General features: G+C 47.7%; 10 protein-coding genes. 4 read left to right on the top strand and 6 right to left on the bottom strand.

Annotated features, from left to right (window positions below):
* The first annotated feature begins 432 nt into the window (after positions 1-432).
* From L5M40_RS03605 to L5M40_RS03620, 4 genes are all read left to right on the top strand, one after another.
* On the top strand, positions 433-1140 hold the full coding sequence (locus L5M40_RS03605; RefSeq protein WP_263177267.1) for a hypothetical protein: 708 nt from the start codon (positions 433-435) through the stop codon (positions 1138-1140).
* A gap of 19 nt (positions 1141-1159) precedes the next feature.
* Positions 1160-2533, top strand: coding sequence for a magnesium transporter (gene mgtE, locus L5M40_RS03610; RefSeq protein ID WP_105251666.1), 1374 nt, complete (start codon positions 1160-1162; stop codon positions 2531-2533).
* Between the two features lie 258 nt (positions 2534-2791).
* Positions 2792-3880 (top strand): methyl-accepting chemotaxis protein, encoded by a 1089-nt coding sequence (locus tag L5M40_RS03615; protein WP_263177269.1) that lies wholly within the window; start codon positions 2792-2794, stop codon positions 3878-3880.
* A gap of 214 nt (positions 3881-4094) precedes the next feature.
* On the top strand, positions 4095-4868 hold the full coding sequence (locus tag L5M40_RS03620) for a substrate-binding periplasmic protein (protein ID WP_263256247.1): 774 nt from the start codon (positions 4095-4097) through the stop codon (positions 4866-4868).
* A 73-nt stretch (positions 4869-4941) separates the two neighbouring features.
* Here the strand turns inward: L5M40_RS03620 and L5M40_RS03625 are convergent, their stop codons facing one another.
* The 6 genes from L5M40_RS03625 to L5M40_RS03650 all read right to left on the bottom strand — a co-directional run bounded on the left by L5M40_RS03625 (position 4942) and on the right by L5M40_RS03650 (position 12970).
* Positions 4942-5673 carry an RluA family pseudouridine synthase gene (locus L5M40_RS03625; RefSeq protein WP_263256248.1) on the bottom strand — a complete coding sequence of 244 codons (732 nt, stop codon included), beginning with the start codon at positions 5671-5673 and terminating at the stop codon, positions 4942-4944.
* A gap of 186 nt (positions 5674-5859) precedes the next feature.
* On the bottom strand, positions 5860-9084 hold the full coding sequence (gene carB, locus L5M40_RS03630; RefSeq protein ID WP_263256249.1) for a carbamoyl-phosphate synthase large subunit: 3225 nt from the start codon (positions 9082-9084) through the stop codon (positions 5860-5862).
* Between the two features lie 27 nt (positions 9085-9111).
* Positions 9112-10272 (bottom strand): glutamine-hydrolyzing carbamoyl-phosphate synthase small subunit, encoded by a 1161-nt coding sequence (carA, locus tag L5M40_RS03635; protein ID WP_113941188.1) that lies wholly within the window; start codon positions 10270-10272, stop codon positions 9112-9114.
* 168 nt (positions 10273-10440) lie between these two features.
* Complete coding sequence (gene dapB / locus L5M40_RS03640; protein ID WP_263256250.1) at positions 10441-11253, bottom strand: 4-hydroxy-tetrahydrodipicolinate reductase; 813 nt, start codon at positions 11251-11253, stop codon at positions 10441-10443.
* A 70-nt stretch (positions 11254-11323) separates the two neighbouring features.
* Positions 11324-11941, bottom strand: a complete 618-nt coding sequence (locus L5M40_RS03645) for an FKBP-type peptidyl-prolyl cis-trans isomerase (RefSeq protein ID WP_006083907.1) — start codon at positions 11939-11941, stop codon at positions 11324-11326.
* Between the two features lie 219 nt (positions 11942-12160).
* The gene (locus L5M40_RS03650; RefSeq protein WP_263256253.1) at positions 12161-12970 is read right to left on the bottom strand and encodes a M48 family metallopeptidase; all 810 of its coding nucleotides are present in this window, start codon (positions 12968-12970) and stop codon (positions 12161-12163) included.
* Positions 12971-12974 lie beyond the last annotated feature (4 nt).

Genomic DNA, 12974 nt, shown 5'->3' on the forward strand with positions numbered 1-12974 from the left:
CATAAAATTAACTTTTCCTTAAAGTGTAAATTCAAACAAAAACATATGTAATAACATGTGCGGTTGACTTTACATTTCAGTCCCTTAGAATGTGGCGACTTTAATCATTGCGGAGACCCACTGTGGGCACACACATAAGCGACAGTAGATGCCCTGTCCAAAAGACAGGATTTAACGCCTAGCACTAGCCCGCAATATTTGCTGCTACCTGCTAAGCAGGGTAGTAGTGTGAACCATTCTTCACTCAGCCTCCCCCAAAATATCAATCACAGACAATAAGCCTGAGCCTATGGCTGCGCTTTAGCAATTCCAGCATTTTGCTGGGGTTCAGTTATGTGTATTTATTGCATCTCAAAGCAAGTTTTTTGCCTCAGTGAACTTCGTTTTCCCTATGGATTTACATCTATGGGTTTACATCTGAGGAGCCTAAATATGGCTTACATAAACAACACATCAATTTTGCGATCTTTATCCTGTGCAAGTATCAGCTTGTACTACAGCATGAGTGCGGCGGCATCCCATCTCGAAGTAGATGATCCCGCCCTCGCGGATCGCTGTGAATTAGAAATGGGCTGGCAACAACCTAGGTCGGATCATGCTCGCCCACAATTAAACGCGGCCACGACTTGCAGCCGCAATCAATGGGAATGGCATTTAGGATTAGCGTCCAATGCCAATGACGATATTCGTGAGGAGCAAGCAGAAGTCGGCATTAAGCTACCGCTCAACGTAAACTCCCACTCAGATCCAGAGCAGCAACAGGATGATTGGCACAGCGCACTGGTAATCAACTTGCAGAAAAACCTCGATGCCAGTAACGAATTAGCCACCGAAGTCTTCGGCATTTTTGGTAAAACCTTAGGCGATTCTGATGTCAGTCTCTATGCCAATTTAGGTTTTACCCATGAGTTTAATCAATCAACCCAATTGCTTGTGGGTATCGCGGCGGCGTATGAACTCAGTAGTCACCATCGCGTGATAGCCGAGATTTATCAAAAAGAATTGAGCGAGACTACCTATCAGTTCGCTTATCAACACTCGCCGCAACAACAGCTACAGCTGGAATTGAGCTTAGGCAATGCCCTTCGTGGCAACGCGCTGCAACTTGGCGCAGACATCACCTTTTACTTTGGTCACTAGATCGTTGAGAGAATGAACTATGAACATGAATAACAGCACAAACAACACTAAAAAAATCATCCATAACCTGCAAATGATTATCGAGCAACGCAGTGCCAGCGCCATGGCTGAATTAGCCGAAAAACGCCACCCTGCCGATATTGCAGCCGTATTTAACGTCTTTAATCAAGCTCAACAAGTCCTATTATTGCAACTGGCCTCACCTAAGGTTTGCGCCAATTTGTTTCGCTATCTGACCGATGAATTGCAAGCCAGCTTAGTACAGCAATTAGATAAAACTACGCTATCTGCGCTGCTGGTTCACATGGCAGCAGATGAACGTGCCGACCTCTATAATCTGCTCGATGAAACCCAGCAAGCGGCGATTTTACCTGCGCTAGCATTGGCCAAACGGGAAGATATGCGCACCCTCGCCGCCTATGATAAAGCTAAAGTCGGCGCGGTCATGACCTCGGATTACACATTACTGAATAGCCGCCATACTGCGGCAGAAGCAATTGATACTCTGCGTACTGAAGCGGCTGATAAGGAAACCATTTATCAAACCTATGTGGTGGATATGTTAGGCCGCTTAATAGGAACTGTATCGCTAAGGCAGCTATTACTGGCGCAGCCGCACGAGCGAGTGGTCGACTTTATGAAACCCGATCCCGTCGCGCTCGATGCCAATGCCTTTCGCGAAGAAGCGGTGCAGATGATCGCCCATTACGACTTAATGGCGCTGCCAGTAGTCAATGGCAAAGGTCAGCTCGTCGGTATCGTCACCTATGATGATGCTATGGATATCGCCAGCTCACAGGCGGATCTTGAGTTCACAAAAACCGCGGCCATAGGCAATATCGACCATAACCTAAAGACTGCCAGCATAGGCTTACTTTACCGCAAGCGCGTGGTTTGGCTGGTAATCTTGGTGTTTGGTAATATTTTCTCGGGAGCGGGGATCGCCTTTTTCGAAGACACCATTGCCAGTTATGTATCCTTAGTCTTCTTCCTACCTCTGCTGATCGATAGCGGCGGCAATGCGGGATCACAATCGGCGACCTTAATGGTACGCGGCCTAGCCACAGGGGAAGTGGTTCTCAAGGATTGGTTATCTATGCTAGGGCGCGAGTTATTTGTCGCCGGATTATTAGGAGCCAGCATGGCAGCTGCAGTGTCCTTGCTAGGATTTTGGCGCGGCGGACCTGAAATCGCGCTAGTTGTGGCACTCACAATGCAAATTGTGGTGATTATTGGCAGCTTGATTGGTATGTCATTACCCTTCTTGCTGAGCAAGTTAAAGATGGACCCTGCGGCCGCTAGTGCGCCACTCATCACCTCCATCGCCGATATCATAGGTGTGCTCGTGTATTTCAGCATAGCCACTGTGGTGCTCGACTTACCTATGCCATAAACCTAAGACCTCAAAGTGAACCAAGCTAAGTTAACCTTAGCGTGGTTCACTTATCATTCGATAGTGCTAACCCATTTATGACAAAGCATAAAAGCTTCAATAACCTTAAAAAAATTAAGAATAAAGCTTAAAGATCAGTTAATATTTCCATACCTGAATCGTTTTACTTTTTATTAACATTGCAGTATTTACCGCTGAGCCCAGTCACAGTAAGTCGATAAGCAATAGTGATAGTCCTAGCGACTTGAGAGGTTTTATATGTGGTTTAATTCCCAGCTCAAAGCTGAAAACCAGGCGCTTAAAGAGCGACTCATCCAACTAGAACGCCAACACCAAAATGAAATAGATGAACTGCGTGGCATGATCCGTGAAAATGAGAGCATGCAGCAACAGTCGCGCCAAAATGCAGACCACTACACTGAAGTGATCGCCTGCCAAAACCTAGGCGGAGATATGCTTAATGCCGTGCGCGAAGGCTTAGCCAGCAGTGCCGAATTACTCTCAGCAGAACAAGAATCACTGTCTGAACTCAATCACGTTTTTGATCAAACCCGTGTGGCCATTGCCAATTTAGGCACTAGAGCGACTTATATTAATGATCAAGCATCGAACAGCATGAAAGCTGTCACAGAACTCGATGCTACGACCTCTTCAATCAATCAATTTGTCGCGGCTATTCAAGGAATTTCAGAACAAACAAACTTGCTGGCATTGAACGCCGCCATTGAAGCCGCCCGTGCAGGCGAAGCAGGACGGGGGTTTGCCGTGGTGGCCGATGAAGTGCGCCAACTTGCAAGCAAAGCCCATGAAGCCAGTAGCCATATTGAAAAGCTCGTGAAACAAATCGTCGCGCAAGCGGCTGAGATTAAAGAAATTGTTCATAATAATCAAAGTAGTGCCGTCGATGTAGCCACCTCATCAACCCAAATTGGCCAAGTCGTTGAAGATGTCCTGCAACGCTCAAAACAAATGCAGCACGTTATCCATAACGCAGCCACAGCGTCATTCTTGAATACCACTAAGCTCGACCACGCAGTCTGGAAAAGTAGCGTTTATCAATTAATTGAAAAACCACAGCATAACCACAATGTGAACTCACACACTGAGTGCCGCCTAGGGCAATGGTATTTCAAAGGATTTGGTGCCGAGAATTATCAGCATTTAAGTAATTTCAAAGCATTAGATGCACCACATAAAGCGGTACACGAGGCAGGAAAAGCGGCGCTCAATGCGAGACAAAAAGGTAATTTGCCTGAGATGGTCAAACAACTGCACTCAATGGAAGACGCCAGTATGCGTGTTGTGCATTGCATTGATAACCTTATGCGAGATGTATATCGAGCGTGATATATAGGCACAGAAAGATAAGCTATCACCCATAAATAAGCCTACCTAAGAGCGCAATACAAGCGCTCTTTTTTCTAAACCAAACCCCAGATCAAATTTAGTCTAAGAAATTAACCTAATAGCTATACTTGATTTGAGCACAGCCTTCATCTTTAATCGTTTTAAGAGCAAGCAGTGAGACTCAATTATAACATTCTAATTTCTAGGGTTATTAATGAAACTAGTCACAAGCTTTTTGCTATCACTTATCTTCTGCGGCGCTTTTCCCCTGCGCGCACAGCCGCTAAACATCTATACAGAAGAATGGTCACCGATCAGTTTCTCTATCGATGGCAAACCTGCTGGTTTAGCGGTGCAAGTCGTAGAAGAAATTCAAAAACGCATCAAGAACCCAGATCCAATCAAGGTCGTACCTTGGGCTCGCGGTTGGAAAATGCTGACCGAGCAACCTAATACTGTGTTGTTTACTATGACGCGCACAGCAGAAAGGGAGCAAATGTTTACTATGATTGGGCCTGTTGCTGTCGGCACGACTAATTTTTATGCCTTAAAAAATAGCGGTATAAAAATAACCACTATAGATGATGCAAAGACGGCTAAGGCAATTGGTGTCTATCGTGCCTCGGTGGAAGAACGCCTATTGCTCGAACTGGGATTTACGAATGTTGCGGCCTCATCCGAGCCTTTATTGAGTGCAAAACAATTGATGAAGCAACGTGTCGATCTTTGGTGTAATGCCAATCTCACCGCGCCGAGTATTCTGTCGGATGCAGGCGCGAGCATTGATGATGTAGAGTCCCTCTTCACGATTAGTGCTAATCATCTTTACATTGCCTTCTCACAAGGCACGCCCAATGATGTGATCGAACAGTGGAAAAACAGCCTAGAAGCGATAAAAGCAGATGGCACCTTCGCAACGATTTACCATACTTGGCTCCCCAACGATGCGCCGCCAATGCAGACCGAACGTATCGGGTTTAGCAACTAAACCCATTGCTCTAAATTCTACGTGCTAAGTGATGAGTGCTGAGAGCTAAACTCTATTGCTCTTTTAAAAGCGCTTAAAAAGGACACTCACAAACCCAGTCGATACGCTCACCCGTGATAGGATGATTAAACGCTAAGCGGGTCGCATGCAGCATTAATCTGCTGCTCGTCGTATTAGTGATATCAGCTTCATCTGCATCAGCCTTATCAGTCACGCACTTACCCACGCCGCCGTAGAGATCGCACCCCAGTATTGAGTGACCCAATTGCTGACTGTGGATCCGCAGTTGATGAGTGCGACCAGAAACAGGGGTAAATTCGACCCGCGTGGCGAAAGGTTCGGTTAATCGTTCCAGCACCTGATATTCACTGATCGCAACTTTGCCTGTGCTATGGCAAATCTTTTGTAGTGGAAAATGGTCACTATCTTTAGCGATCGGCAGATTAATCACTCCGCTGTCAGCGGCTAAATGCCCGTGGAGCAAGGCGGTATAACGCTTTTCAACCGTGCGCGCCTGAAACTGCTTTGTCAGCAAACCATTCACGCTTTTATTCAGCGCCACCAGCATGATGCCCGAAGTGCCAAAATCGAGTCTGTGCAACAAAGTGGCCGTCGGGAAATCCTGCACTAAACGATAATGCACTGAGTCGAGATTCAGCGGATTCTTCCCCGACAGACTCAATAATCCGCTCGGCTTATCAATCAATAGAATATCGTTATCTTGATAGAGCACACGTATTTGCCCGAGGCAAGGCGGCGCAATAAAAGTATCAACTTTGGCAAGGCTATCGGCAGGAGCAGACATAGTTTTCAGGCAACCTAAATGGGCAATAAAATGAGTTAAGTCATACTCAAATCAAACGGCACAACTCAATAAAACAGGCTAAATAAAATAGACCCAATAATTCAATAGAATAGACACAGGCCTAAATAATAAGGCCGCATAACCTAAGTTATGCGGCCCTCTAATTAACGGCATTAACGCTGTGGCTTATTTAGCCAGTACGCGCAGATGCAGTTCTTGTACTGAAGTCACGTTAGTACGATCATCGGCGGCATGGGCCATACACGTGGCGAATGCAGCATTCATGGTCGTCGTGTAGTTAACTTTGTAACGCAGTGCACCGCGGCGCAATTGACGAGAATCTTCAATCGCTTGGCGACCTTCGGTAGTGTTCACGATATAAGTGTATTCACCATTCTTGATGCGATCGAGAATGTGTGGACGCCCTTCGTGTACCTTGTTCACTAAACGTGGGTTGATACCCGCTTCGCCTAGGATAACCGCAGTACCATGAGTCGCATCGATTTGGTAACCGAGCTCAATTAACTTAGCCGCTAAATCGGCAACGCGTTTCTTATCGCTGTTACGCACAGACAATAATGCACGGCCCGACTTAGGCACCTCAGAAGTGGCCCCTAACTGCGCCTTAGCATAGGCTTCGGCGAACGTATCGCCCACGCCCATAACTTCACCGGTAGAGCGCATTTCTGGGCCTAACAGTGGGTCAACACCTGGGAACTTATTAAAGGGCAACACCACTTCTTTCACTGAGTAGAAAGGTGGGATCACTTCTTTAGTGAAGTTTTGCGACGTTAAGCTTTGACCCGCCATCACACGCGCGGCAATCTTAGCTAAAGGCACACCGGTCGCTTTGGACACGAATGGCACAGTACGGGCAGCACGTGGGTTAACTTCAATCATATAGATTTCGTTATCTTTCACGGCGAACTGTACGTTCATCAGGCCGACAACACCGAGTTCCATCGCCAACTTGCCGACTTGAACGCGCATGCGATCTTGGATTTCTTGGCTTAGCGTGTATGGCGGCAGCGAACAACCTGAGTCACCTGAGTGAACCCCCGCTTGTTCGATATGCTCCATAATCGCGCCAATCACCACGATTTCGCCGTCACATACTGCATCAATATCCACTTCAATCGCATCATCTAAGAAACGATCAAGCAGTACTGGCGACGCGTTCGATACGCTCACGGCTTCGTTGAAGTAACGCAGCAAATCTTGCTTATCATAGACGATTTCCATCGCGCGGCCGCCCAGTACATAGGATGGGCGCACAACTAACGGATAACCGATACGCTCAGCGGCAATCACAGCACCCTCAACCGTAGTCACGGTATCGTTTTCAGGCTGCTTCATCTCTAAGCGTTGAATCGCTTGCTGGAAACGCTCACGGTCTTCAGCGCGGTCGATGGCATCTGGGCTAGTACCAATTACAGGTACGCCAGCGGCTTCTAAGGCACGGGCCAATTTCAATGGCGTTTGACCACCGTACTGCACGATAACGCCCTTTGGCTTCTCAATACGGACGATTTCTAATACATCTTCCAGTGTGACAGGTTCGAAGTACAGACGGTCTGAAGTGTCGTAGTCGGTTGAAACGGTTTCAGGGTTACAGTTCACCATGATGGTTTCATAACCGTCTTCACGTAGCGCTAACGCCGCGTGCACACAGCAATAATCGAACTCAATACCTTGACCGATACGGTTTGGCCCGCCACCTAACACCATGATTTTGTCACGGGTCGATGGGTTAGCTTCACATTCTTCTTCGTACGTTGAGTACATGTAAGCTGTGTCTGTTGCAAACTCAGCCGCACAGGTATCCACACGTTTGTAGACTGGGTGCAGGTCGAACTTATCACGCAGCTTACGCACTTCGGCTTCGTTCACGCCTAATACATCGGCCAAACGCGCATCGGCAAAACCTTTACGTTTCAGTTTGCGCAGTAAGTCATGATCCAGACCAGCCAGCCCAACTTCAGCAACCACACCTTCAAGCTTGATCAGCTCTTCGATTTGTACGAGGAACCAAGGGTCGATATTGGTCAGCTTAAAGATTTCATCTAAGCTCAGCCCCGCACGCATCGCATCGGCTATGTACCAAATACGGTCGCAACCAGGCTCTTTCAGCTCAAGGCGAATACGCGCCATCGCCTCAGGCTTAGACATGTCAGTGATAGGGTCTAAACCGTTACGGCTAACCTCTAAACCACGTAATGCTTTTTGCAGTGACTCTTGGAAAGTACGGCCAATCGCCATCACTTCACCCACAGATTTCATCTGTGTGGTTAAGCGATCATTGGCGCCGGCAAACTTTTCAAAGTTAAAGCGTGGCACTTTAGTCACAACGTAATCGATAGCAGGCTCGAATGACGCTGGCGTGCGACCGCCAGTGATGTCGTTCATCAGCTCATCAAGGGTGAAACCAACCGCTAACTTAGCGGCGATTTTCGCAATCGGGAAACCCGTTGCCTTTGATGCCAATGCTGAAGAGCGCGATACACGTGGGTTCATCTCGATGATAACCATACGGCCATCTTTCGGGTTGATACCAAACTGTACGTTCGAACCGCCAGTCTCAACACCAATCTCACGCAGTACGGCCATAGAGGCGTTACGCATGATTTGGTATTCTTTATCAGTCAGGGTTTGCGCGGGTGCAACTGTAATAGAGTCGCCCGTGTGCACGCCCATAGGATCGAAGTTTTCGATGGCGCAGACGATAATGCAGTTATCGTTGCGGTCACGGACCACTTCCATCTCGTATTCTTTCCAACCGATCAGTGATTCGTCGATCAGTAGTTCACTCGTTGGCGATAACTCTAAGCCCTGTGAACAGATCTCTTCGAACTCTTCCCTGTTGTAAGCGATACCGCCGCCTGAGCCACCCATAGTAAAGGATGGGCGGATAATGCAAGGGAAACCCACTTGATCAAGTACGCCATAAGCTTCGTCCATATTGTGGGCAATGCCCGCGCGCGGACAATCAAGACCAATACTTTTCATCGCTTTATCAAAGCGGCTACGGTCTTCAGCTTTATCGATAGCATCGGCAGTCGCGCCAATCATCTCGACGTTAAATTCTTTCAGTACGCCTTTGGCTTCAAGTTCTAATGCGCAGTTCAGTGCGGTTTGGCCGCCCATGGTTGGCAGAATCGCATCTGGGCGTTCTTTAGCAATAATGTTACGGACCACTTCCCAGTGAATCGGCTCGATATAAGTGGCATCGGCCATTTCTGGATCAGTCATAATGGTGGCAGGGTTAGAGTTCACCAGAATGACACGGTAGCCTTCTTCACGCAGCGCTTTACACGCTTGTGCGCCAGAATAGTCAAATTCACATGCCTGACCAATCACGATTGGGCCGGCGCCTAGGATAAGAATACTCTTTATATCTGTACGTTTTGGCATTGCTTCTCTCTTCTCCTAGCTAGCGTACTACTTGGCGTTCTGACGGTATATGTCGATTAGCTCGATAAAGTGATCGAACAGCGGGGCGGCATCGTTCGGGCCAGGGCTCGCTTCAGGGTGACCTTGGAAGCTGAACGCGGGCTTGTCCGTGAGATGGATACCTTGGAGTGAACCATCAAACAGCGACTTATGCGTCACCTTAATGTTGGCGGGTAAGGTCGTTTCATCGGCAGCAAAACCGTGGTTTTGGCTGGTGATCATCACGTTGCCTTTCTCGATATTGCTCACTGGGTGGTTTGCACCGTGGTGACCAAACTTCATCTTCAAGGTTTTTGCACCTGAGGCCAGCGCGAGTAGCTGATGACCTAAACAGATACCGAAAATCGGCGTGTCGGTTTTCAGAATTTGTTGAATCGCTTCAATCGCGTAATCGCATGGCTCTGGATCGCCAGGGCCGTTCGAAAGGAATACACCATCGGGATTCATCGCTAACACTTCGGCAGCTGAAGTTTTAGCAGGCACTACGGTGACGTCACAACCGCGGTCCACTAACATGCGCAGAATGTTTTGCTTAACGCCGTAGTCGTAGGCTACTACTTTGTATTTAAGCTCATTTGCTGGCGTATCTTCTGGTAAGCCGCCCACTAAACGCCAGCTACCTTTACGCCATGGATAGGCAGTTTTGGTCGTGACTTCTTTAGCCAGATCCATGCCTTTTAAACCGGGGAAAGCTTTGGCAGCGGCGAGCGCTTTTGCTTCGTCTAAGTCTGCACCTGCCATAATACAACCGGCTTGAGCACCTTTTTCACGGAGAATACGAGTTAACTTGCGGGTATCGATATCTGCTATGCCAACGACATTGTTCGCTTTGAGATAATCACTTAAGCTTTGTTGATTACGGAAACTACTTGCGATGAGCGGAAGATCACGAATGATAAGACCACAAGCGTGAACCCCATCGGATTCAATATCTTCATCATTGGTACCAGTGTTGCCTATGTGTGGGTAGGTTAATGTTACAATCTGGCGTGAGTAGGATGGATCAGTTAAAATTTCTTGGTATCCTGTCATGGAAGTGTTAAAAACAACTTCACCAACAGAGAGACCATCGGCACCAATTGCTGTGCCAGAGAATACAGTTCCATCTTCGAGTACGAGTAAGGCAGACTTTGTCAACGCGACCTCCATAAAGAGCCAAGCCACTGAAATATAATGTTTTTATGTTATGTTAAGATACCAATTTCCGCTAATTTACGAAATTTTGACAAATTCCAGCGAGTTTACAGTAAAAACGCGAAACCGTCCACCCACTGGTAACTGGGTGCAAAAAAAAACGCCATATCGGCGTTTTTAATATTAATGCAAACCTAAAACCTGCTGCATATCATACAAGCCCGGCTTTTGCTCCACGAGCCAGTGAGCGGCACGCATAGCACCATTAGCAAAGGTCATACGACTCGAAGCTTTATGGGTGATCTCTAAACGCTCACCGATATCGGCAAACATGGCCGTATGTTCACCAACGAGATCACCAGCACGAATAGTCGCAAAACCGATAGTTTCACGGTCACGTTCACCCGTGATCCCTTCACGGCCATATACGGCACATTTTTCAAGATCGCGACCTAAGGTCTTAGCAATCACTTCACCCATTTTCAGGGCTGTGCCCGACGGCGCATCTTTTTTGTGTCTGTGGTGGCCTTCGATAATTTCGATATCCGTGTAATCACCCATGACTTCGGCAGCCAGTTCGAGTAATTTCCACATCAAATTGACACCCACAGACATATTCGGCGCCATCACGACCGGTGTTTGCTCGGCAAAGGCATTGATCTGTTCTTTTTGAGCATGATTGAAACCCGTTGTGCCAATCACCATGGCTTTCTTATGGCGAACACACCAATCTAAATGGACAATACTGGCGTCTGGCGCGGTGAAATCGATCAACACATCAAAATCATCGGTCGCATAATCGAGCGAATCCATGATCATGACGTTTAATTTACCCACACCAGCTAACTCACCCGCATCCACACCCACTAAACTTGAGCCTGCACGCTCAATGGCGGCACCCAGTAAAATATGGTCGTGATTGTGGGCCGCTTCAATAAGAGTGCGTCCCATACGACCACCGGCACCGACGATTGCCACTCTCACTTGTCCACTCATTTCAATCTCCTCAATCTTTCTTTGTATTCCATAAGAAAACGCCTAAGACAGGCTTAGGCGTTTTTCAATATTAGATGATATCTAATAATTCAACTTCGAATACCAAAGTTGAATAAGGAGGAATCGATGCCCCCGCGCCGCGCTCACCATAAGCTAAGTGATGTGGCACAAATAATTTCAACTTAGTGCCTACTGGCATCAGTTGCAGTGCTTCAGTCCAGCCAGCGATAACGCCAGAAACTGGGAACTCAGCAGGTTGGCCACGAACTACAGAGCTGTCGAACACATCACCATTGATGAAAGAACCATGGTAGTGAGTACGAACAGTATCTTCGTAAGTTGGAGTAGCACCGTCACCTTGGACTAATACTTCGAACTGCAGACCAGAGTCAGTCACAGTCACGCCATCACGCTTAGCATTTTCAGCTAAGAAGGCATCGCCTTCAGCAGACGCAGCAGCAGCAGCTTGCTCTTGAGCAGCTTGAATACGACCGCTAATTTCAGTGAAAGCAACTTGCAGATCTTGCATAGACACAGCACTTTCTAAACCGGCAAACGCATCGGCTAAACCCGCTTGAACGGCTGGAATATCCACGCCATCAAAAGAATTGGCGGCCAGTTGCTCACCCATTTGACGGCCTACACCGTAGCTTGCTTGCTGTTCAACAGTACTGAATTTATCAGACATAATTAACGACTCTCAATTATCAGTGGAATTTTGCGCGCCAGTTTACCATAGTTCAGCGAGCTATGCTGGTAAACTGACTGCTTATTTAACTAAGGAGGCTTTTTTACACACTTATTGCGTATTTATCCAAAAGCATAAATAGGTTAAGGACACATATCTCTCCACAAACGACAGCGAACACTCACTAAACGGGCACTTAGATCTTAAATAGACTTCAGCTTATTTCGGCGCCACACATTGATTGTTCACCTGCGCTTTAGCACTGGCATAAAGTGGCTGCATCTGTGCTTGCAATTGTTGTAGCTGAGCAATGCGATTACTGTTCGATGGATGGGTCGATAATAACTCCGGCCCTTGGCTACCGCCCACCTTCGACATATTCTGCCATAACTCAACACTCTGAGCCGGATTGAAACCCGCTCGAGCCATTAGCTCTACGCCCATAATATCGGCTTCGCTCTCTTGGGCGCGACCAAAAGGCAGAATAACCCCCACCTGAGCACCGAGTCCCAATGCCGACATATATAAGTCGCGATTCGACACACCACTCGCCCCTAGCGCTGCATCGGCAATCTGGATTCCAACGCCCGTTAACTGTCCACGGGAAACCTGCTCGTTACCGTGCTGCGCCAACACATGCGCGACTTCGTGACCGAGCACAGTAGCAAGCTGATCAGGTCCCTTAGCGACCTTAAGCAATCCGGTATAAACCCCAATATGCCCACCCGGCAGAGCAAAAGCGTTGACTTGTTCTGAGTCAAACAAAACCACATCCCAGCGTTGGGTTTGGTCCGGCAGCACTGCAGTAATACGATTAGCGACACAATTGACGTATTGCGTCAGCTTTTTATCACTACTCACTTTTTGCTGTTTTTTCATTTCCTCGAAGGAGGAATCGCCCATCTGCTGCATTTGCGCCGCTGAATACAACAAGGTCTGCCCTCGCCCCGTTGGCGATTGCGTGGTCGCACAGGCCGATAATCCGAGCGCGACCGCCATACCCACTAAGCCTAAACGCATTGATTTCATGTGG

The organism is Shewanella sp. SM68 (assembly GCF_025653925.1).
Lineage (GTDB): Bacteria > Pseudomonadota > Gammaproteobacteria > Enterobacterales > Shewanellaceae > Shewanella > Shewanella oncorhynchi.